The sequence below is a fragment of the Propioniciclava sp. genome (assembly GCF_036744435.1).
Classification (GTDB): domain Bacteria; phylum Actinomycetota; class Actinomycetes; order Propionibacteriales; family Propionibacteriaceae; genus Propioniciclava.
Genome location: NZ_DAIOIA010000001.1, coordinates 39,768 through 61,806, shown reverse-complemented (window position 1 = coordinate 61,806; position 22,039 = coordinate 39,768). Strand labels below are relative to the sequence as shown.

Sequence of the window (22,039 nt, the reverse complement as noted above, 5' to 3'; positions counted from 1 at the left end):
CATGGCCATCTGGCTGGACCACCGCAGCAAGGTCATCGTGCAGGGCATGACGGGCACCGAAGGGCGCAAGCACACCAATCGGATGCTGATGTTCGGCACCCGGATCGTCGCCGGGGTCACCCCCGGCAAGGGCGGGCAGTCGGTCACGTTCGAAGAGGATCCCATCCCGGTGTTCAACACCGTCGCGGAGGCCGCCCACGCCACCGGGGCCAACGTCTCGGTGATCTTCGTGCCGCCGCCGCACGCCAAGGCCGCCGTGCTGGACGCCATCGCGGCGGGCATTGAGCTGGTCGTGGTGATCACCGAGGGCATCCCGGTCGCGGACACGGCCGAGTTCTACGCCGCCGCGCAGGACGCGGGAGTCCGGCTGCTGGGGCCCAACTGCCCCGGCATCATCTCGCCCGGCCGCTCGAACGTCGGCATCATCCCGCCGAGCATCGCGCGTTCGGGTCACATCGGCCTGGTGTCCAAGTCGGGCACCCTGACCTACCAGATGATGTTCGAGCTGGGAGATGTGGGGTTCAGCACGGCAGTCGGCATCGGAGGCGATCCGATCATCGGGACGACCCACATCGACTGCCTGCGGGCCTTCGAGGAGGACCCGGAAACCGACTGCATCGTGATGATCGGCGAGATCGGCGGGGACGCCGAAGAACGGGCCGCCGACTACATCCGCGATCATGTCACCAAGCCGGTGGTCGCCTACGTTGCGGGGTTCACCGCGCCCGAGGGCAAGACGATGGGGCATGCCGGGGCGATCGTCTCCGGCAGTTCGGGCACCGCCGAGGCCAAGAAGGCAGCCCTGGAGAAGGCGGGCGTGAAGGTGGGCCGCACCCCGAGCGAAACGGCGCAACTCGTCCGGGAGACCACCGGCGCACGCCGCTGACCTCACCCGCGAAGGCCCGCCCCGGTGTCCGGGGCGGGCCTTCGCGGGTTTCGAGGTGAGACCCGAGTCAGGGCAGTTGCTGCACCCGCTGACCGGCGCGGACCGTCAGCTCGTGCCAGGCCTCGTCGGTGAAGTCGAAGCTGTCGCTCGGGTTGGCCACCAGGTAGATGACCCGGGAACCGGAGACCAGGGCCGCGCTGCGGAACTTCGCAGTCGCCGACTGCTGGTCCACGCGCTGTACCACCACCCAGGCGCCGCCGGCCCCGGTACCGCTCGGATCCCCCGTACGGGTCACCTGCGCGGTGGCCGCTCGCGTCGCGCAGGCGTCCATGTTGCTGTTGAGCGTCGTCAGGAGGGCGGAGGCACCCTCGGGGCTGTCGAACGTGTAGACGGCCTCGTCCACGCCGAAGCTCTGGGGGGCGGCCGTGTCGTCGCGCAGCAGGTAGGTGCGCTGCTGCCGCGAGGCGGCACCCGGAAGGTTGGTCAGGTCCACCGCTTCGCACTTGGTCCCGGGGGTGGTGACGGAGTCGGCGACGTCGGTCGCGCGCCAGGCCCCCGACCCGGGGCTGATCCGGGGCAGGTCGACCGTCGCGAGCCAGCCCGCCGGAGTGGTCGTCAAGGGGGCGATCTCGGTGGTCGCCGGGGTGGTGGGGCACGTCCCGCCGTCGGTGCACTGACGCTTCCCGACCGCGGACAAGACGCCCACGACCGCGTCGCCGGAGACGGCGGACTGCGCCTGAGTCGCGTCGATGATGGAGACCCGCGTGCCCGTCCGCGCCAGCGCAATGGTGTGGAATTCGTTCGTGGCGTCCTGTACCTCGAAGACCTGGCCTGCGGCCTCGTCGGCGAGGCCCTGGATCGCGAGGCCCCGCACGGCCCAGACCGTGGTGCGGTCGCAGTTGGCGAGTTCGCTGAGCAGGGCGGCATACGCCGTCTGCGCGGTCTCGGCGGTGTCATACCGGTTGACCTGGAAGAGGACCGCCCCCGCAGTAGCGCCGTCGGAGGAGAAGGTGCGGACCAAGGTGTCTTGGGGCTGCTGAGCGTCCTCGGCGGTCGAGGGCAGACACTTGGCCTGCGGCGTCGTGGCGTCGATGGTGCTCGTCGTCGTGGCGATCTGCCAGGTGGCCTGCGGGTTCACCGAGCCGAGATCCTCGGGCGCGGCCACGAACAGGGCCGCGTCGACGCTGGGGGCTGAACTCGGTGAGCTCCCCGAACCGAACAGTCCCCTCCACTGGGCGAACCAGGCGCCGCCGAAGACCAGGGCCAAGACGAGGGCGGTCACGGTGCCCAGCACGAGGCGACGGCGTCCCCAGGCGGAGTCCGCGGCGCCGGTCTCTGGGGTGGCACCGGCGTCGGCGAACCGCCGCCCTCGACCCTTGGTCGGGGCCGGTGAAGCGGCAGGAGCCGCCTCGGGTGCAGCCGCCCGTGCGGCGCGTGGTGAGTCCAGGCCACGGCGTCCCGCAGCCGGCGTCGAAGCGGTGGGGGCGTCCGCAGGTTTGTCGTCGCGCGGAGGCAAGGCCCGCCTCGCTCGTGTCTCGCCCTGCTCGCTCATCGTCCTCCAGACGTTGTTGATGCAGTGAGCGACTTTACCAAGCGAGGCGTGTCCCCACGATCCTTGCCCCCCTCAGGGGGGACCATGGGAGACACGATGCGTACGCCCGGAGAACCCAGCACCGACGTCAGCCTGACCGTCGCGAGGGCCGATGAGGCCGCGCCGACCCGGCCCCGGCCACGCTGGACCTACCTGCCCTGGCCGGTGGCGGCACTGGTCTGGACGCTCGCCGCGGCGGCCGCCATCTGGGTCATCAGCGCCGCCCTCCCGGTCGCAGCCTGGATCGCCGCAGCTCGCACTCCGGCGCTCGCCGTGGTCGACGCGTCGGGCCAGATCTGGCTCGCGACGCACGGCGCCCCGGCCCAACTGGGCGGCGTCTCGGTGGGGCTGACACCGCTGGGCATCACCCTTCTCGCGGCGGCCGCCTGCGGTGCGGCGGCACGTCACGCGGCCGACCAAATGGTGCTGCCTGCCGATGCCGGGCCCCGGGCCCGCTGGCGGGCCGCCGCAGGCATCGTCGGGATCAGCGTTGCCGCCTACACCGTCGCCGCCGTCATCGCCGCCCCGATTGTGGGGACCTCCGAGCAGGCGGTGCCCGCGGTCATGGGCGCCTTCCTGGTGTCCGCGCTGGGGGCTGTGCCTGGTGCCATCCTCGGGCTGGACCTGGACCCCTGGCAGGCGGCGCCAGCCTGGCTGGCCCGGCTGCCCCGGGCGCTCGGCGCCGGCGCGGGAACCCTCGCCGCAGGGTCGGTGCTCGCCCTGCTGGTGGCCCTCGTCAGCCATGGGGCGCAGATCCAGCAACTGCAAGACAGCCTGGGCGTCGACGGGGTGGGCGTTGCGGTCCTGGTCGCCGTCCAGCTCGCCTACGCCCCGACCGCCGTGCTGTGGGCCGGTTCCTTCGTGCTGGGTGCCGGGGTGACGCTCGGGCCCGATGGGCTCGTCGCGCCCGGGCAGGTCACGATCGGCACGCTGCCCGCCATCCCCGTCTTCGGCGCCGTGCCCACCACCTCAGGTCCGCAGGACTGGGCCTGGCTCGCGGTGGGGGTCGTGGCCGGGCTGACCGCCGGAGCCGTCATGGTCAGGCGGACGCGCCCCACCCTTCTGGAAGCCGCCTGGCGTGGGGCCCTGGCCGGATTCGTCGCCGGGGCGGTGTGGGCGCTGGCCTCCTGGTTCGCCACCGGTGATCTTGGCAGCCGAGCTCTGGCTGGTCTCGGCCCCCGGTTCCCCGAGCTGTGGTGGCTCTCCACCGTGCCCCTCGCCGTGGCTGGGGCATGCGGCGGGCTTGCCGTGCTCGGGTGGCGCCGGACGCGGGCAGCGCGCGAACGCGACCAGCAGGCTGGATAGTCTGGACCCATGACCTTCCGGATCCTCGTGCTGGCATCAGGCTCGGGGACACTGCTGCAGGCTCTCCTCGACGCCCAGGCTGCGGGCACCCTCGCCGGACAGATCGTGGCGGTGGGCGCCGACCGGACGCCGGTCGCGGCGCTCGAACGGGCCGCCGCCGCTGGCGTCCCCACGTTCGTCGTCCGGCTCGGCGACCACCGCGACGCCGACGGCGCCATCGATCGCGAAGCCTGGGACCGGGCCCTGGCCGAGGCCTGCGCCGCCCACGCCCCCGATCTGATCGTGAGCGCCGGATTCATGAAGCTGGTCGGGGGTCCATTCCTGGCTCGGTTCGGCGGGCGGATCATCAACACCCATCCGGCGCTGCTGCCCAGCTTCCCCGGCGCCCACGGCGTCGCCGATGCCCTCGCCCATGGCGTCAAGGTGAGTGGATGCACCGTCTTCGAGGTCGACGCCGGCGTCGACACGGGACGGATCCTCGACCAGGTGGCCGTCCCCGTGCATCCCACCGACACCGAGGAAACGCTGCACGAGCGGATCAAGGTCGCCGAACGACGACTGCTGGTCGACACCATCAACACCCTGGCGGCTGCCGTGCCAGGGCCCGATTCTCGGGACAACTAGGAGGAGTCAACGCATGGATCGCACACCCATCAAGCGCGCCCTGATCTCGGTCTACGACAAGACCGGGCTGGTCGATCTTGGTACGACCCTGGTCGATGCGGGCGTGAGCCTCGTGTCGACGGGCGGGTCCTACTCCGTGCTCGCGGCGGCGGGCCTCCCCGTCACCGAGGTGGCCGACCTCACCGGGTTCCCGGAGTGCCTCGACGGCCGGGTCAAGACCCTGCACCCTCGCGTCCACGCGGGCATCTTGGCCGACCGGCGCAAGCCGTCCCACGTCGAACAGCTCGCCGATCTCGGCGTGGAGCCGTTCGATCTGGTGGTGAGCAACCTGTACCCCTTCACCCAGACCGTCGCGTCGGGGGCCGACTTCGACGCGTGCGTCGAGCAGATCGACATCGGCGGACCCTCCATGGTGCGGGCGGCCGCGAAGAACCATCCCAGCGTCGCCATCATCACCTCGCCCTCGCAATACACCGCCCTCGAGGAGGCGCTGGTGGCAGGCGGCTTCACCGCTCACGAGCGGCGCGTGCTCGCCGCGCAGGCCTTCGCGCACACCGCGTCCTACGACACGGCGGTGGCGAGCTGGCTGACGTCGCAGACGGGCGAGGAGACCTTCCCGGGCTGGCTGGGCCGCGACTGGGAGCGCGTGGGCACCCTGCGTTATGGGGAGAACAGCCACCAGCCGGCCGCTCTGTACGCGGACGCGGGACGCAGCGCCGGCATCACCGGCGCGCGTCAGCTCCACGGCAAGGAGATGAGCTACAACAACTACACCGACGCCGACGCCGCCTACCGCAGCGCCTACGACTTCGACGCCCCGTGCGTCGCCATCATCAAGCACGCCAACCCGTGCGGCATCGCCGTGGGAGCCGACATCGCCGAAGCCCATCGTCGGGCCCACGCGTGCGATCCGGTGAGCGCCTACGGCGGCGTGATCGCCACGAACCGGCCCGTCACTCTCGCGATGGCCCAGCAGGTTGCCGACGTCTTCACCGAGGTCATCGTGGCACCCGAGTACGACGGCGGGGCGCTGGAACTCCTGGAGCGCAAGAAGAACATCCGCATCCTCGTCGCCCCTCCCTACGAGCACGAGGACATCGCCCTGCGCCCGATCTCCGGCGGCGTCCTGGCCATGGTCCCGGACCGGGTCGACGACACCGGTGACGACCCGGCGTCCTGGACGCTCGCCGCAGGCGAGGCCGTCGACGTCGCGACGCTGGCTGACCTGGCCTTTGCCTGGACCGCCTGCCGCTCGGTGAAGAGCAACGCCATCCTGCTGGCTCACGAGGGTGCCTCAGTCGGCGTTGGCATGGGGCAGGTGAACCGGGTCGACTCCTGCCGCCTCGCGGTCGAACGGGCCGGTGATCGCGCCGCAGGCAGCGTGGCGGCCTCGGACGCGTTCTTCCCGTTCGCCGACGGGCCGGCGATCCTGCTGGAGGCGGGCGTCGCTGCCATCGTCGAGCCCGGCGGGTCGATCCGAGACGACGAGACCATCGAAGCCTGCAAGCAGGCTGGTGTGGCGTTGTACTTCACCGGCACCCGGCACTTCTTCCACTGAGGGGTCTCATGACGGCACAACGACTCGACGGCAAGGCTGTCGCCGCGGCCATCAAGGCCGAACTGACCACCCGGGTGGCTGCGCTGCGAGGGCGTGGCATCGTGCCCGGCCTGGCCACCGTGCTCGTGGGGGAGGACCCCGCCTCGCAGAACTACGTGCGGATGAAGCATCGTGACTGCGACGAGGTCGGGATCGCCTCCCTGCGGGTCGACCTGCCCGGCGACGCGGATGCCGCAACCCTGCAGGCGGCGATCGCCGACCTCAACGCCGACGCGGCGTGCACCGGATACATCGTGCAGTTGCCCTTGCCGCGTCACCTCGACGAGAACTGGGCGCTCAGCCTGGTGGACCCCGACAAGGACGCTGACGGACTGCACCCGATCAACCTGGGCCGCCTGGTCCTGAACGAGCCTGGCACGCTGCCGTGCACCCCCCGCGGCATCGTGGAACTGCTGCGGCGCCACGGCGTCGCACTGGCGGGCGCGGAGGTCTGCGTGGTGGGTCGCGGCATCACGGTCGGACGCCCGCTGGGGCTGATCCTGACGCGGCGCAGCGAGAACGCCACCGTCACGCTGTGCCACACCGGGACCCGGGACCTGGCGGCGCACACCCGCCGCGCCGACATCGTGGTGGCCGCCGCCGGGGTGCCGGGCATGATCACCGCGGACATGGTCGCCCCCGGAGCGGTCCTCATCGACGTCGGCGTCAGCCGGGTCGACGGCAAGACCGCCGGAGACCTGGCCGCCGACGTGTGGGAGAAGGCGTCCTGGGTGACGCCGAATCCCGGAGGGGTCGGGCCGATGACGCGGGCGATGCTGCTGTCGAACGTCGTCGATCGTGCCGAGGCGCTGGCGGCGTCGCGGTCGTGACGCACGTTCCCGAGCCCGGCTGGAGTCCCGAGCAGGGACCCCGTGCGCCGCGTCCGTGGTGGGCGCAGATCGCGGGCCAGTGGCCGCTGGCCCTGGTGCTCCTGGGGTCGGCGGCAGGTGTGCTCTGGGCCGGGTCCGGGCACTGGAAGCGCGGCACCTTCCTCATCGGGGCGACGTTCGCGCTCGGAACACTGCTGCGCGCCGTGCTTCCCGCTGACCGGGTGGGATTGCTGGGCGTGCGATCGCGGGCCGTCGACGTCGCCTGTCTGGGCGTCGTCGCGGCCGGGATCATCGCCCTCGTCCTGGTGGTGCCCCCGCAACTGTGAGTCCGCGAGGCGCCCGCTTCAGCGGAAGTCGCGGTAGAAGAACTGGCCGACCGTGTCGCCCGTGGCGACGCGCTCCGCTTCTGCCGCCCGCAACTCCACCCTTCGGATCTTGCTGCTGACCGTCTTGGGTAGTTCGTCGGTGAACTCAAGGATGCGGACGAGCTGGTAGCCATTGAGATGCTCGCGGCCGTGGGCGAAGACCGAGCCGGCCACCTCCGCGCTGGCCTGCAGGCCGGGGCGCAGCACCACATAGGCCTTCGGGACAGCGCCACGGACGGCGTCCGGGGACGGAACCACCGCGCACTCGGCGACGGCGTCATGCAGCATCAGGGCGCTCTCCAGTTCGAACGGGGAGATCTTGTAGTCCGACGCCTTGAACACGTCGTCGGCGCGTCCCACGTAGGTGAGATAGCCGTCCGTGTCGCGCGAGGCGATGTCGCCGGTGTGGTAGAAGCCACCGCGGCAGGCGTACTCGGTGAGCTCCGGAGCGTCGTAGTAGCCGCCCATCAGCCCGGCGTTGTCGGCGGACAGGTCCAAGCAGATCTCACCCTCGCCCGGGCCTGCCACGAGGTCGCCGGTGACCGGGTCGAGCAGCGTCACCGCGTAGCCGGGCATGGGACGCCCCATGGCACCCAGTCGAACGGGCTGGCCGGGGGAGTTGCCCACACAACACGTCATCTCGGTCTGGCCGAAGCCGTCGCGAATGGTGTTGTTCCAGGCGGCGCGCACCTTGTTGATGACTTCCGGGTTGAGCGCCTCCCCGGCGCCGACGACCTCGCGGGGCGGGGTGCTCAACTGGGTCAGGTCGGCCTGGATCAACATCCGCCACACGGTGGGCGGAGCGCAGAAACTGGAGACCTTGTGATGCTCCATGATCGCCAGGAGGTCGCGGGCGTCGAACCGTTCGTAGTTCACGATGAAGACGGTGGCCTGCGCCAGGAACGGCGCGAAGAAGTTGCTCCAGGCGTGCTTACCCCAGCCGGGCGAGGAGATGTTGAGGTGGACGTCGCCGGGGCGGACGCCAAGCCAGTACATCGTGGAGAGGTGCCCGATCGGGTAGCTCGCCTGCGTGTGCCGGACCAGCTTGGGGTGCGCGGTGGTGCCCGAAGTGAAGTACAGCAACGAGGTGGCGTCGGCCGGGGTGGGCGCGTCCGGTTCGAAGGACGGGGACGCGGCGTGCCGCTCCGACCAGCCGATCCAGCCCGCCGGGACGTCGTGACCCACGCCGATGACCGTGGTCTCGGGGCGGACCAGGGCGAACCGCTCGGCCAGGGAGGTGGGGGCGATGGCCCACCCCGCGGACACCGTGTCGATGCGCCACGCCAGATCGGTTTCGCTGAGCAGCGTCGAGGTCGGGATCGCGACCGCGCCGACCTTCAGCAGACCCAGCAGGATCTCCCACAGGTCGATGGTGTTGTTGAGCATCACGACCATGAGGTCGCCCGGCTTCACCCCCAGTTCACGCAGCCAGGAGGCCACCTGATCGGAGCGGCGAGCCAACTCGCCGTAGGTCCAGGACTCGGACTGCTGGCCGGGCTGGGCGATCGTCACCGCGGGGCGGTCCGGATGCTCGCCGGCCACCACGTCGAACCATTCGAGCGCGAAGTTGAAGGTGTCGGGGTGGGGCCAGCGGAACCCGGCGACGGCGGCGTCGTAGTCGTGCGGGTGGTCCAGGAGGAAGTCGCGTGCGGCCCGCACCGCTTGCGTCGCGGGGGTCGCCGGGCGGCCGGGGTGCGTCATGAAGGCCACCCTACGCCCCTTGGCTACGGATGCGTAGGTTATGTCCAGCGACGGGGTGGCGACGCACGGGAGCCCCGCGACCCTGGCGGATCGCGGGGCTCCCGTGATGATGCGTTTGCCCTAGATGAGGCCCAGTTCGGTGACGGCCTTCTTCTCGTCGACGAGCTCGGCGACCGACGCGTCGATCTTCGCGCGGGAGAAGTCGTTGATCGACAGACCCTGCACGATCGAGTAGACGCCGTCGGCGGAGACGGTGCACGGGAAGGAGGAGATGACGCCCTCGGGGACCCCGTAGGAGCCATCGGAGGGGACCGCCATGGAGACCCAGTCACCCTCCGGCGTGCCGAGCACCCAGTCGTGCATGTGCTCGATGGTCGCGTTCGCGGCGGAGGCCGCAGAGGAGGAGCCGCGGGCCGCGATGATGGCCGCCCCACGCTTGGCGACGGTCGGGATGAAGTCGTTCTCGATCCAGGCCTCGTCGTTGACGGCCTCGGCGGCGTTCTTCCCCGCGACGGTGGCGTTGAACAGGTCGGGGTACTGCGTGGCGGAGTGGTTGCCCCAGATGGTCAGCTTCTTGACCTCGGTCACCGGGACGCCGAGCTTCGCGGCGACCTGGGAGATGGCACGGTTGTGGTCCAGGCGGGTCAGGGCGTTGAACCGCTCCGCGGGGATGTCGGGGGCGTTGCTCTGCGCGATGAGCGCATTGGTGTTCGCGGGGTTGCCGGTGACGAGGATCTTGATGTCGTCGGCGGCGACCGCGTTGAGTGCCTTGCCCTGGGCGGTGAAGATCGCGCCGTTGGCCGAGAGCAGGTCGCCGCGCTCCATGCCCGCGGTACGCGGCCGAGCACCCACCAGCATCGCGAGGTTCGCGCCGTCGAAGACCTTGTTCGCGTCATCGCCGATCACGACCTTGCTCAGCAACGGGAACGCGCAATCGTCAAGCTCCATGACGACGCCCTCGAGGGCCTTCAGGGCCGGCGTGATCTCCAGCAGGCGCAGCTCGACCGGCTGGTCGGGGCCCAGGAGTTCGCCGCTGGCGATGCGGAACAGCAGGCTGTAGCCGATCTGTCCGGCGGCGCCGGTGACAGCGACCTTGACGGGTGCTTGGGTCATGTTTCCTCCACTGTGAAGACGGCAGCGGGCAGCCCGCCCGCACGGTTCGAACCTAGCACCGAAGCGCCTGTGCGCGAGGGCGGCGCGAGCCTTCGGTGGCCGCCCCGGCCGTCGGCCCTGGCGGGAGGAGGCGAGGCGTCGCGCATCCGCCTAGGCTGGAGGCATGCGCTTGTTCCTGGTGAGGCACGGACAGACCGCCGCGAACGTGAACAGGCTGCTCGACACCGCCTGTCCCGGGGCCGACCTCGACCAGTCCGGGAGGGCCCAGGCGCAGGCCCTCGTGGAGCGCTTCGCCGGGATCAGCCTGGACGCCCTCTACACCTCCGATCGGGTCCGTACGCAGCAGACGGCGGCCCCCCTGGCGGCCGACCGGGGCTTGGCGCCGACGGTGCTGCCCGGGCTGGCGGAGATCGCTGCAGGCGACCAGGAACTGTGGCCGCGCTGGGAGGCCTACGTCGACGTGCTGACGGCCTGGGCACTGGGGGACCTCACGGTCACACGGCCCGGCGGCGAATCCGGCGAGGAGTTCTTCACCCGGTTCGACGACGCGATCGCGACGATCGCGGCCGCCGGGCACCCGACGGTCGCCCTCGTCAGCCACGGGGCCGCGCTGCGGATGTGGATCGGCGGCCGCGTCCAGGGAATCGAGCCGCGCGACGTCGCCACCCGGCACCTCGGCAACACGGCCGTGATCGAGGTGGAGGGAGACCCGGAGACCGGCTGGCGCTTCGTCGCCTGGGACCCGGGCACGGAACTGGACGATGGCCCCGACGCACCCGCCCCGCGCGGGGCGCCCGGGGCGTTCCTGCTGGACCGCGCCGAGGCGAACGGTGCCGCGCCCGGCTGGCGGCTGCTCCTGGGAAGGCTGCGCCTGGCCACCCGCTGGGCAGACCCGGCGGCCGCGCTCGCCTTCGTCACCCGCGTGGGGGAACTGGCGATCGCCCTGGACCACCCCATCGATCTCGACGTTCGCGGGACGATCGTCCTCATCGGGCTCTCCAGCACCGACGTCGGCGGCGTCACGCACCGTGATACCGCGCTGGCGTTCCAGATCGAAGCCCTCCTGCGGCGAGGCGGGGGCATCGCCGACGTGGCGGCCCTGACATCGCTGGAATTGGCGATCGACACGGCCGACCCCGACGGGCTGCGTCCCTTCTGGGCCGCCGTCCTGGGGGGCGTCGACGACGGCGAGACCGTGGTCGACCCGCTGGGGCTGGCGCCCGGGGTCTGGTTCCAGCGCAGCGACCCGGCCGGGCCGCAGCGCAACCGCATTCACGTCGACGTGACGGTGGCCCACGACGACGCCGGCCGACGCATCGAGGAGGCCATCGCCGCTGGGGGGCGCATGGTCAACGACGCCTTCGCCCCCGCGTGGTGGGTGCTCGCCGATCCGGACGGGAACGAAGCCTGCATCAGCACGTGGCAGGGCAGGGAAGAGACGGCGAACGCCTGAGGCGATAAGCGGAAACCGTCCGGAGTCGTCTCTCGCGGCACTCCTCCGCCCCGACCGCGCCCAACTCGGGGACGGCGGAACGGAGGAGCCCACAGCGGCGGGGCCCGGCCCGATCAGGCTCCGGTGCGGCGCCTGGTCACCATGAGCAGAACACCGGCCCCGACGCTCAGGACGCCGATCGTGGCGTAGGTCCACAAGGCTCCCGGTCCGGTGAAGGGAAGGGTGCCATCGTGGTGGTCGGGGATCCGGGCGTTCTCGATGGCCCCGAAGTCGGCCGTCAGATTGGTGCCGTCCACGACGACCGTGCGCTCGGTCGTGTCCAGCGCGAAGCCCTCGGGGGCCGTCCTCTCCGTCAGCGTGTACGTGCCCCACGGCACGCCGGTGAGCGCGAAGCCGCCGTCGGCGTCATTCGCGTCGATGCCCTGGTTGTCGGTGACGGTGACGCTGTAGCCGTGCGGTCCGCTGAGGCTCCACGTCGAACCGGCCAGGGCCGCACTCGTGCCCGCCTCGACCTTCGACCAGGCCAGTGATCCGGCCCTGCGCTGGTTGGCGATCGGGTCCAGCGTCACCGTCGGGTTCCCACGGTCCACCCGCGCCTGGTAGGTCCGGTCGCTGAGCTCGTACCCGGCCGGCGCCGCCGTCTCGGTCAGCGCATAGTCGCCCCAGGCCAGGCCCGACACGGTGATCGCACCGTGGGCAGGGTCGGTGTCGCCCTCACCGTTGTCGACGACGGTGGTGGTTCCCTCCGGGCCCGCCAGCGACCACGTGGTTCCCCCGAGCAGCCCTCCGGAGGTGGCGTCGATCTTTCGCCACGACAAGGAGGCGGGGATGCGGGCGTTCGTCAGGACGCCGAAACTGGGCTCCAGCGTGGAACCGCTCACCGTCGCGCTGAAGGTCGGGTTCGGGTCGGGCAGTTGGTAACCCGCCGGGGCCGTCGCCTCCTGCAGGGTGTAGTCACCCCAGCGGTCGGCGACGTTGACGCGGAACGCCCCGTCGGCCGGATCGAGGTCGTCCGCGGCGTTGTCCACGATGAGGGTCGTGGCACCACCGGGCGCGGTCAGCGTCCACGCGGATCCGCCCAGGCGGGTTCCGTCCACCGCGTCGGTCTTCTCCCACGTCAGGGCGCCGTGGCCGCGCTCGTTGAGGATCATGGGGGACGGCGGCCAGGATCTGGCCCCGGGCTCCGTCCGCGTCCCAGGCGGGCGGAGTGACGCCGCCGTGCCAGCTCGAACCCTCGATCTTGGTCTGGGTGGTGGCGTCCGCCTTCAGCCAGGAGATCAGGCCCGGGTAGGCGCCGTAGGTGACCGTGCAGTGGACGAAGTCGTAGGGGGTCAGCTTCGTGGCGTCCATGGTGAACGAATCCGCCTCGATGGCGTTCGGGAAGATGTCCTCCCTGGTTTCGCCGTTCACGTCGCACTTCCACGTGCGCGAGTAGCCGTGGAGCACATCGTTGGAGGCCTCGGTGGAATCTACGACCTGCCCCCACTGACCGACGATGGTGGCATCGGAGGTGGTGCTGCGCACGGTGGCGGACACCGTCGCCGCGGGATCGGTGGCGCTGGCCACGGCTGCGGTGGCGCTGACCCCGCTGGCATGGTCGACGCCCGTCGCGGTGGCGGCGAGCTTGCCGTCTCCGCCGAGGATCGTGGTGGTCACCTGGTTGCGCGCCAGCATGAAGCCGTACACCGACCCATTGCGGGAGGTCCCGTTGTAGGACTGCTGGATGTAGGTGGGCGAGGACGCCGCGAACAGCAGGTTGGAACTGGGCAGGTCGGGCGCGGTCTCCGACTCCTGGGTGAGGCCCTCCACGTTCGCGATGGTGCGGTCCCCGTTGTACTGCACCTTCTGGGCGAAGGAGCCGTGCACCCCCGAGTTGGGCGTGGTCAGCGCGCTGTCGGGGTGAGGGTTGACCTCATCGAGCAGCGACAGCGGCTGGTCGGAGCGGAACGAGTTGTACTCGCCGTGCTGGGTGTCCTCGGCGTCGGCGGCGACGAGGCCGAAGCTCGGATGCTGACCGTTGGGGCCGGTGACGACGATGTCGCTGATCGTCAGCTTGAACGAGGAGGCCGTCGGCTCAGCCCCGGCGTTCCAGAGGAACGGTTTGCCCGCGATGCCGGTGTAGGCGCTGTTGCCGAAGCTGAAGTCGGTGCGCACCAGGCCGCCGAAGTCGCCGGGGATCTCGTAGGCCTGAGGTGTGACGTAGGGCCCCAGACCCGGCCAGTCGGCATCGTTGACCGCGTCGGGGAAGTCGGAGAGGTCGGGGGCCATCGTCCGCACCGTCATGCTGGCCGAATAGCCGCTGCCGAGGTTGAGGGTGATCTGCTGCCCTGTCCGTCGCGGCCGTGGACACCGTGCTGAAGTCGATCCAGCAGATCGTGCTGGCGTACGTGCCGGATCCCTCGGCGGCATACGAGCAGCCCGACACGTCATCCGCAGCGTGTGCCGACGGGGCTGCGGCTCCCGCGGCGGCCCAGGTGAGCGTGAGCGCGGCGGCGGCCAGCGTGGCCCCGATTCGCCGCCACCGGGTGGTGCGTGGGCGTGTGTTCCTCACGGGTGTGCACTCCTCCGCCCGTGTCGCCGGGCGAAACCGATGCCATCGGCGGCACGCGCCACGGGTGGTCCCGGTCAGTGCGCGCCCGCGCTGTCGACGGGGAGCCGCGACCGAACCGCCTGGTGCCGGTGACGCGGTCGCGTCCCCTTCGCGCGCATGCTAGCAAGGCTGACGGCTAGGGCATTCACCGGTCACCCGTGGAGGGGACCTTCGTCGTGTGCGTCTTCGATCGCCTGTTCCAGACGCTCCAGCTTGGCGTCGATCTCGCCGTCGTACCCGGGGCGGATGTCGGCCTTGATGACGAGGGAGACGCGCGAGCCGAAGGGGAGGACGGCCTCGGTGGCGCGCTTGACTACGTCGAAGACCTGATCCCAGGTTCCCTCCACTTCGGTGAACATGGACGAGGTGCGGTTCGGGAGTCCGGATTCGCGGACGACCGTGACGGCGGCGGCGACGGCGTCGTGCACCGAACCATCCGCGCGGCCGTTACCCGAGGGGGCGACGGAAAAGGCGAGCAGCATGGTCATTCTCCTTGGCGTGGGCGCGACACCCGGTGCGCCGCGACGCCTTCACGCTAGTCCGCAGCGGACGCATGCGCGTCGGGGTCCGGCAGCCGACGCCGCCGGACCCCGATGGTCACCAAGCAGGAGGCGTCAGTGGTTGAGTGCCCCCGCCGCGCCCGCGCCGGTCATGGAACGGACCTCCATCTCGGCGGTCTTCGCCGGGTCGGATCTCTCCTTCGACAGCACGGTTCCCAGCCAGCCGGCCAGGAAGCCCAGCGGGACGGAGAACAGTGCTGGGTTGTCGTAGGGGAACCATGCGAAGCTGGCATTCGGGAACATGGCGCTCGCCAGGGGTTTCGCCGCGCCGATCGGGGTCGAGACGGCGGGGGAGAACGTGATCAGCACCAGGGCGCTCACCAGGCCCGTGTAGATCGACCACAGCGACCCGCGCGTGTTGAACCGCCGCCAGTACAGCGAGAACAGGATGGACGGAAGGTTGGCCGACGCCGCGACCGCGAAGGCCAGCGCCACCAGGAACGCGATGTTCATGCTCTTGGCGAAGATGCCGCCGAAGATGGCCAGGGCCCCGATCACGAGGACCGTGTTGCGTGCCACCTTGATCTCCCTGGCGGGGTCCGCTTTGCCGTCCTTCATCACGTTGTTGTAGATGTCGTGGGCGAAGGACGCGGAGGCGGTGATCGTCAGGCCAGCGACCACGGCGAGGATGGTGGCGAAGGCCACACCCGCGATGACCGCTAGGAAGATGGTTCCCGGGGTTCCCCCGCCAGGCAGGAAGAAGGCGAGCGCGGGGGCGGCCGCGTTCGCCTTGCCGGGCATCCCGCTGATGGCTTCCTGGCCACCGGGGACGAGCGCGGCCGCACCGTAGCCCAGGACGAGGGTGAACAGGTAGAACGCGCCGATCAGGCCGATGGCCCAGGTGACCGACTTGCGTGCCGCCTTGGCCGTGGGGACGGTGTAGAACCGCATCAGCACGTGGGGCAGCCCCGCGGTGCCCAGGACGAGGGCGATCGAGAGGGAGATGAATCCGACCGGGTCCTTGTACTTGTCGCCGGGCGCGAGCATCTGCGGATGGTTGTTGGCCTCCACCGCCTTGCCCATGAGCGCGTCGAAGTTGAAGCCGAAGAGGGCCAGTACCCACACCGTCATGATTCCGGCACCGGCGATGAGCAGGACGGCCTTGATCATCTGGACCCAGGTGGTGCCCTTCATGCCGCCGATCAGCACGTAGACGATCATGAGGACGCCCACGATGATGATGACCGTGTTCTGGGCGAACTCGCCGTTGAGCCCCAGCAGCAGTGAGACGAGGCCACCCGCGCCCGCCATCTGCGCCAGCAGGTAGAAGAACGACACGGCGAGGGTGGACAGCGCAGCCGCCAGCCGGACCGGCTTTTGCCGCATCCGGAAGCTGAGAACGTCGGCCATGGTGTAGCGGCCCGTGTTGCGCAGCGGCTCGGCCACCAGCAGCAGGGCCACGAGCCAGGCGACCAGGAAGCCGATGGAGTACAGCAGGCCGTCATAGCCGTTGAACGCGATCGCGCCGGCGATGCCGAGGAAGGAGGCCGCGGACAGGTAGTCGCCCGCGATCGCAAAGCCGTTCTGCGTCCCGGAGAACTGTGCGCCACCGGTGTAGAAGGAGGACGCCGCCTTGTTCTGGTTCGACGTCACCTTGATGACGACCGTGAGCGTGCCGACGACGAACAGGCCGAAGATGACGATGTTGAGGATCGGGTTCCCGAGGGCTTCCAGCGGCATCATCGCGCGCCTCCTTCCAGTTGGTCACGGATCTCGTTGGCCAGGGGGTCCAGGCGCGTCTTGGCCTGGCGAAGGTACAGCCAGGTGATGCCGAAGGTGGTCACGAACTGGAGCAGGCCGAGGAGGTGGCCGATGTTGAAGTACTGCATACCCGCCAGCGGCGTCGACATGAAGTCGCGGGCGTAGACGGACATCAAGACGTAGGCGAAATACCAGATGAGGAATGCCGCGGTCATGGGGAACGCGAACGTGCGGAAACGTCGCTGCAGCTCCTTGAACTGCGGCGATTGCGACATCTCGACGAAAGCCTCGGCGGGGATCTCTGCGGGGGTCGGGGCGGTGGCCCCGTGCTCCGGCGGGTCCACGGGCGTGTGATGCGGGGGAGTCGACATGAAACCTCCATTGGTCATGTGGATGCCAGCGGGCTGGCAGCGCAGACACTAACGGGTCAGCCGCACCCCGGCGCGACCCCGCTCGCGGGATCGTTGCCGAATCGTGTTGTTACTCGACGTCGAGATTCTTATTGGTCCTTGCGCCCGAAAAGGCGTGGTCAGGAGAAGATGACGGTCCGGGGGCCGTCGAGGAAGACGCGCCGCTCCGCGTACAGCCGGACGGCCTCGGCGAGGGTGCGGGTCTCCTGCTCCTGCCCCCGGGCGACGAGTTGGGGAACGTCGAGGCTGTGGTCGACGCGCGCGACGTTCTGTTCGATGATCGGGCCCTCGTCCAGGTCGGGGGTGACGAAGTGCGCCGTGGCCCCGATCAGCTTCACACCGCGTTCGTGGGCCTGACGGTAGGGGTTCGCGCCCTTGAAACCGGGCAGGAAGGAATGGTGGATGTTGATGGCGCGCCCCGCCAGTGCCTCGCACAGGCCGGGGGAGAGGATCTGCATGTAGCGAGCGAGGACGACCAGTTCGACGTCCTCGTCCTCGACCCTGCGCAGCACCTCCGCCTCGAAGGCCGCCTTGGTATCGGGGAGCACCGCGTAGTCGCGGAAGTCGATCCCGTAGAAGGTGGCCAGCGGGCGCAGATCGGGATGGTTGGCCATCACCCCGACCACCTCGATCGGCAGCAGACCGGACCGCTGCCGAAACAGCAGGTCGTTGAGGCAGTGTGCGGCCTTGCTGGCCAGGATCAGGGTGCGGCGTCGGCGACCCACCTCATCGAGGGTCCAGCTCGCCTGCAGGTACGCGGCGAGCGGGCGGAGCGACTCCTCGAAGGAGGACCGCTCGAACCCCGTCTGCACCTGGACCCGCATGAAGAAGCGACCCGTGTCGATCGAGGAGAACTGCTGCAGTTCGGTGATGTTGCCCTGCGCCGCGGCGACCGCACCGGTGACGGCATGCACGATGCCGGGGCGGTCGGGGCAGTCCAGGGTCAGCACCCAGTGGGACGAGGTAGTCACGGCGCCCGACTCTACTGGGCGTCACGGCTCAGACCCTGGACGGGTTGCCGTGGGCTCACAGGCCGGCCTCGTCGAGGGCGTGCGCCGCGGTCGTTCGCCCGATCTCGATGAGTTCCGCAGCCCGATGGAAGTCGAAGGTCGACGCCATGTCCTGGCCGAACTCGATCAGGGTGTCGGGAGGGCTGGCCGCCAGCCTGAATCGCGTGATCAGGGCTTCCGCGGTCTCCAGCGACAGCGAGACCACGTCGCCGAGCTTGAGCCCCTTGGGCAGCTCGCCGAAGTCGAAGTCGGGGCTGCGCTCGGTGGTGTCCCCGGCCTCCACCGCACGGGGTGCATCCGCGGGGAAGAACCGCTCGGTCCACCAATCGCGCCAGTTGCGCACCGCGCCGCTCTCCAACACGCCCCGGCGGAACCAGCCGGACAACTCGCCCATGAAGCCCTCATTGGAGGCCGTCTCGGTCACCGGGCGCCCCGTCAGGCCGCCGGCGCGGCGTCCGGCCAGGCTGACGGCGATGGTGCGGTCGGCGGGGACGCCGTGGAGGGGGTCCACCGGCACCGGGTTGAGCAGGCCGCCGTCGGCCAGCAGGCGGCCGTCGACCATGACCGGGGTGAACACGCTCGGGATGCCGATGGACGCCCGGATCGCCGTGGCGACGGAGCCCCGCTGGAACCACACTTCCCGGCTGTTGGTCAGGTCGGTGGCCACCGCGGTGAACGGAATGGGCAGGTCTTCGATCTGGGCGCCGTCCAGGATGTCGGCGACCCGTGACATGACGCGCTGGCCCCAGAACACGCCGGGCCCGGTCAGGGCGGGGTCCAGCAGGAGCAGGACGTCACGCTGGGTGAGCGTCGTGACCCACTCGGCGTAATCCTGCAGCTTTCCCGCGGCCTCGAGACCGCCGACGAGGGCGCCCATCGACGTCCCGGCGATCGCGACCACCTCGTGGCCGCGTGCGCGCAGTTCGTCGATGACGCCGATGTGGACATAGCCGCGGGCTCCACCGGAGCCAAGCGAGAGGGCGATCCGCATGTGAGCCAGGATAGGCGGGGGCCCCGCTAGAGTGGGATGAGCCACAGCGGATGGATAACAGGGTCTGTTCGCAGTCCAGGTAAAGGGGCAGGACAAGGTGTCAGCAGACCTCATCGTCGTCGGATCCGGGCTTTTCGGCCTGACGATCGCCGAACGTGCAGCCAATGATCTCGGCCTCAGGGTCGCGCTGATCGACCGGCGCAGTCACATCGGCGGCAACGCGTACTCCGAGAACGACCCGGCCACCGGCATCGAGGTGCACCGCTACGGTGCGCACCTGTTCCACACCAGCAACGAGCGGGTCTGGGAGTACGTGAACCGGTTCACGAGTTTCACCAACTACGTGCACAAGGTCTACACATCCCATCAGGGCGAGGTATACCCGATGCCGGTGAACCTGGGCACGATCAACCAGTTCTTCCGGGCGGCGTATTCGCCGTCGCAGGCGCGGGCGCTCATCGCCGAGCAGGCCGCCGAACTGGGGGACAAGACGCCCGAGAACTTCGTGGAGAAGGGCATCAGCCTGATCGGGCGTCCGTTGTACGAGGCGTTCATCAAGCACTACACCGCCAAGCAGTGGCAGACGGATCCCGAGCAGCTCGAGGCATCCATCATCAGCCGCCTCCCGGTGCGCTACACCTACGACAACCGCTACTTCAACGACACCCACGAGGGCCTCCCCACCGACGGATACACCGCCTGGCTGGAGCGCATGGCCGACCACCCGCTCATCGACGTGCGGCTCGGAACAGACTTCTTCGACGACTCCCAGGAGATCAACCGCGACAACGTGCGCGGCAACGTCCCCATCGTCTACACCGGCCCGGTGGACCGTTACTTCGGCTACTCCGAAGGGGAGCTGGGCTGGCGCACGATCGACCTGGAGGAGGAGGTCCTGCCCATCGAGGACTTCCAGGGCACCTCGGTGATGAACTACCCCGACGCCGACGTTCCGTTCACCCGGATCCACGAGTTCCGTCACTTCCATCCCGAGCGCGACTACACCAAGGACGCGACGATCATCATGCGGGAGTACAGCAGGTTCGCCGGCCGCGACGACGAGCCGTACTACCCGATCAACACCGACGCCGACCGCGATGGTCTGCTGAAGTACCGCGACCAGGCCAAGGCCGAACCGAACGTGCTGTTCGGCGGTCGCCTGGGCACCTACAAGTACCTCGACATGCACATGGCCATCGGTTCTGCGCTGTCCATGTTCGACAACAAGATCAAGCCGCACTTCGCCGAGGGTGTGGCGCTGGAAAGCGGAGGTGTGGACGCGTGACCGCCACGACGACCGAATCGGTGGGCACCCGCCCCTCTCCCGAGGCGAACTACCGCGTGCTGCAGCGCATCATCCTGCCTGCGGAGAACCAGCGGGACACCGTGGCGCTCTACGTCGACGGCGGCGCCGCGACCGGTCCGCTGAAGGACACCATGAACGGCAAGCGGTCGGTGCAGGCTCCGACGGTGGTGCGCGCATCCGAGGCGGTTCACGCCGAGGACATGGTGGATCGCCGGTCCATGACGGTCCGGGCCGGGGTGCGGCTGTCGTTCGGCACCTACTTCAATGCGTTCCCGGCGTCCTACTGGCGGAGGTGGACGGCGCTGGAGAGCGTCCGGCTGTCGGTGACGCTGGAAGGCGTCGGCGCGGTGATCGTCCACAAGTCGAACGCTCGGGGCGCGCTGCAGCGCGTGGAGTCCGTGCGCGTCTCCGGCGCCGAGACCGTGACCTTCGATCTGCCGTTGAAGCCCTTCGGGGATGGTGGCTGGTACTGGTTCGACCTGGTCGCCTCCAGCCAGCCCCTGAAGCTCATCGAGGCCTCGTGGCAGGGCCTGGACCACGGTCGGCCGCTGGGCGAGGTGACCCTCGAGATCACCACCATGAACAAGCCTGACTTCTGTGTGGCCAACATCACCTCGCTGGGGCAGTCTCCCGAGGCCCTGGAGCACGTCAAGGAGGTCCTGATCGTCGATCAGGGCTCGCAGAAGGTGTCCGACCAGGCTGGCTTCGAGGAGGCAGCCGCCCTGCTGAAGGGCCGGCTGCGGATCATCAACCAGTCCAACCTGGGCGGGTCGGGTGGCTTTTCGCGGGGCATGTACGAGGCCGTGCAGAATGGTTCCGACTACGTGCTCTTGTGCGACGACGACATCGTGATCGAGCCGGAGTCCATCGAGCGGCTGCTCACGTTCTCCAGCTACTGCGTCCGTCCGACCCTGGTCGGCGCGCACATGTTCGACCTCTACAACCGCACCGCCCTCCACACCATGGGCGAAGTGGTCAACCCGTGGCGTTTCCAGCCGGACAAGCCTGTCGCCGAACAGGTGACCGGCTACGACCTGGCCGTCACGAACCTTCGCTCCACGTCGTGGATGCACCGCCGTATCGACGCGGACTACAACGGCTGGTGGATGGAACTCATCCCCACGTCCGTGATCAAGGAGATCGGACTCTCCCTGCCGGTCTTCATCAAGTGGGACGACGCCGAGTACGGGCTGCGCGCCAAGGCGGCCGGCTACCCGACGGTCTCGCTGCCCGGCGCGGCCGTGTGGCACATCAGCTGGGGCGACAAGGACGACCTCGTCGGATGGCAGGCCTACTTCCATGAGCGCAACCGAGTCATCGCCGCGCTGTTGCATTCACCGTATGAGCGGGGCGGGCGGCTCATCCGCGAGTCCAACTACATGGACGTGAAGCACCTGATCTCCATGCAGTACTACACCGAGGCGGGCCGCATCATGGCCCTGAACGACATCCTCGCCGGCCCCGATCAGCTCCACGCCATCCAGCCGGAACGGATCAAGGAGATCCGTGCGCTCGCCGCCGACTTCACCGACGCCGTGTTCAAGCCGCGGGTGGACGAGTTCCCGGCCCCGGGCAGCAGCAAGCCGCCCCGCCGCGGGCAGAGCTTCCAGCAGCCGTCCGTGGCCAAGCTGGTGCCGTGGGCACTGAAGACGCTGGTGCGTCAGATCGGGCTGCCGGTCAGCGCCTCCAAGAAGGACCGCCCGCAGGCGGTCGTCGCCCATCAGGACAACAAGTGGTGGCGGATGTCGCAGTACGACTCCGCCGTGGTCAGCAACGCCGAAGGGACGGCGTCGTCGTGGTATCAGCGCGACCCCGGGGTGGTGCGCAAGAACCTGGTCGAGGCGACGCGCCTGCACGCTCGGCTGCTCATGGAATGGCCGCGGTTGCGGACCGCCTACCGTGAGGCGCTGCCGCGGATCACGTCGATCCCCGCGTGGGAAGCGACGTTCGCGGCGCACACCGATTCCGAGCTCACCCGCTAGTGAGCGCGCCCTTGGTCGCCCCCG

General features: G+C 69.7%; 18 protein-coding genes. 9 read left to right on the top strand and 9 right to left on the bottom strand.

Going from position 1 to position 22,039, the window contains the following annotated elements:
* Position 1: 1 nt before the first annotated feature.
* A complete protein-coding gene (sucD, locus tag V7E09_RS00285; RefSeq protein ID WP_324510484.1) occupies positions 2-886 on the top strand; it encodes a succinate--CoA ligase subunit alpha in 885 nt (294 codons plus the stop codon).
* 67 nt (positions 887-953) lie between these two features.
* Here sucD and V7E09_RS00280 read toward each other — a convergent pair whose 3' ends face one another.
* On the bottom strand, positions 954-2,438 hold the full coding sequence (locus tag V7E09_RS00280; RefSeq protein ID WP_324510485.1) for a hypothetical protein: 1,485 nt from the start codon (positions 2,436-2,438) through the stop codon (positions 954-956).
* Positions 2,439-2,534: 96 nt separating this feature from the next.
* Here V7E09_RS00280 and V7E09_RS00275 point away from each other — a divergent pair, with 96 nt between their 5' ends.
* The 5 genes from V7E09_RS00275 to V7E09_RS00255 are packed head-to-tail and all read left to right on the top strand — an operon-like array spanning position 2,535 to position 7,159.
* Positions 2,535-3,782, top strand: a complete 1,248-nt coding sequence (locus V7E09_RS00275) for a cell division protein PerM (RefSeq protein ID WP_324510486.1) — start codon at positions 2,535-2,537, stop codon at positions 3,780-3,782.
* A 9-nt stretch (positions 3,783-3,791) separates the two neighbouring features.
* Positions 3,792-4,406 (top strand): phosphoribosylglycinamide formyltransferase, encoded by a 615-nt coding sequence (purN, locus tag V7E09_RS00270; protein WP_324510487.1) that lies wholly within the window; start codon positions 3,792-3,794, stop codon positions 4,404-4,406.
* Positions 4,407-4,419: 13 nt separating this feature from the next.
* Positions 4,420-5,964 (top strand): bifunctional phosphoribosylaminoimidazolecarboxamide formyltransferase/IMP cyclohydrolase, encoded by a 1,545-nt coding sequence (gene purH, locus V7E09_RS00265; RefSeq protein ID WP_324510488.1) that lies wholly within the window; start codon positions 4,420-4,422, stop codon positions 5,962-5,964.
* 8 nt (positions 5,965-5,972) lie between these two features.
* Positions 5,973-6,833 (top strand): bifunctional methylenetetrahydrofolate dehydrogenase/methenyltetrahydrofolate cyclohydrolase, encoded by an 861-nt coding sequence (locus V7E09_RS00260; protein ID WP_324510489.1) that lies wholly within the window; start codon positions 5,973-5,975, stop codon positions 6,831-6,833.
* Positions 6,830-7,159, top strand: coding sequence for a DUF3017 domain-containing protein (locus tag V7E09_RS00255; protein WP_324510490.1), 330 nt, complete (start codon positions 6,830-6,832; stop codon positions 7,157-7,159). The genes V7E09_RS00260 and V7E09_RS00255 overlap by 4 nt, the downstream gene beginning before the upstream one ends.
* 18 nt (positions 7,160-7,177) lie before the next feature.
* On the opposite strand, the gene V7E09_RS00250 is transcribed toward V7E09_RS00255, so the two are convergent.
* Together V7E09_RS00250 and V7E09_RS00245 are read right to left on the bottom strand one after the other, a co-directional pair.
* Complete coding sequence (locus tag V7E09_RS00250; RefSeq protein ID WP_324510491.1) at positions 7,178-8,899, bottom strand: AMP-binding protein; 1,722 nt, start codon at positions 8,897-8,899, stop codon at positions 7,178-7,180.
* Positions 8,900-9,019: 120 nt separating this feature from the next.
* Positions 9,020-10,012 (bottom strand): malate dehydrogenase, encoded by a 993-nt coding sequence (locus tag V7E09_RS00245; RefSeq protein ID WP_324510492.1) that lies wholly within the window; start codon positions 10,010-10,012, stop codon positions 9,020-9,022.
* Between the two features lie 163 nt (positions 10,013-10,175).
* Here V7E09_RS00245 and V7E09_RS00240 point away from each other — a divergent pair, with 163 nt between their 5' ends.
* Positions 10,176-11,465 (top strand): histidine phosphatase family protein, encoded by a 1,290-nt coding sequence (locus V7E09_RS00240; RefSeq protein ID WP_324510493.1) that lies wholly within the window; start codon positions 10,176-10,178, stop codon positions 11,463-11,465.
* Positions 11,466-11,578: 113 nt separating this feature from the next.
* On the opposite strand, the gene V7E09_RS00235 is transcribed toward V7E09_RS00240, so the two are convergent.
* The 6 genes from V7E09_RS00235 to V7E09_RS00205 form a co-directional block, all read right to left on the bottom strand.
* Positions 11,579-12,616, bottom strand: coding sequence for a SpaA isopeptide-forming pilin-related protein (locus V7E09_RS00235; protein ID WP_442956809.1), 1,038 nt, complete (start codon positions 12,614-12,616; stop codon positions 11,579-11,581).
* Positions 12,617-14,207: 1,591 nt separating this feature from the next.
* Positions 14,208-14,537: a thiamine-binding protein gene (locus V7E09_RS00225; protein WP_324510496.1), complete on the bottom strand. Its 330-nt coding sequence runs from the start codon at positions 14,535-14,537 to the stop codon at positions 14,208-14,210.
* Between the two features lie 132 nt (positions 14,538-14,669).
* Positions 14,670-16,298, bottom strand: coding sequence for a solute symporter family protein (locus tag V7E09_RS00220; protein WP_442956808.1), 1,629 nt, complete (start codon positions 16,296-16,298; stop codon positions 14,670-14,672).
* Complete coding sequence (locus tag V7E09_RS00215; RefSeq protein ID WP_324510497.1) at positions 16,295-16,687, bottom strand: DUF485 domain-containing protein; 393 nt, start codon at positions 16,685-16,687, stop codon at positions 16,295-16,297. The genes V7E09_RS00220 and V7E09_RS00215 overlap by 4 nt, the downstream gene beginning before the upstream one ends.
* 158 nt (positions 16,688-16,845) lie before the next feature.
* Entirely contained in the window at positions 16,846-17,697 is an 852-nt protein-coding gene (gene purU, locus V7E09_RS00210) for a formyltetrahydrofolate deformylase (protein WP_324510498.1), read from the bottom strand.
* Positions 17,698-17,752: 55 nt separating this feature from the next.
* Complete coding sequence (locus V7E09_RS00205) at positions 17,753-18,727, bottom strand: patatin-like phospholipase family protein (RefSeq protein WP_324510499.1); 975 nt, start codon at positions 18,725-18,727, stop codon at positions 17,753-17,755.
* Positions 18,728-18,824: 97 nt separating this feature from the next.
* Between V7E09_RS00205 and glf the strand changes: the two genes are divergently transcribed.
* Both glf and V7E09_RS00195 read left to right on the top strand, forming a co-directional pair.
* A complete protein-coding gene (gene glf, locus V7E09_RS00200; RefSeq protein WP_324510500.1) occupies positions 18,825-20,012 on the top strand; it encodes a UDP-galactopyranose mutase in 1,188 nt (395 codons plus the stop codon).
* The gene (locus V7E09_RS00195; protein WP_324510501.1) at positions 20,009-22,015 is read left to right on the top strand and encodes a glycosyltransferase; all 2,007 of its coding nucleotides are present in this window, start codon (positions 20,009-20,011) and stop codon (positions 22,013-22,015) included. Before glf ends, V7E09_RS00195 begins: the two co-directional genes overlap by 4 nt.
* The last annotated feature ends 24 nt before the right edge of the window (positions 22,016-22,039 follow it).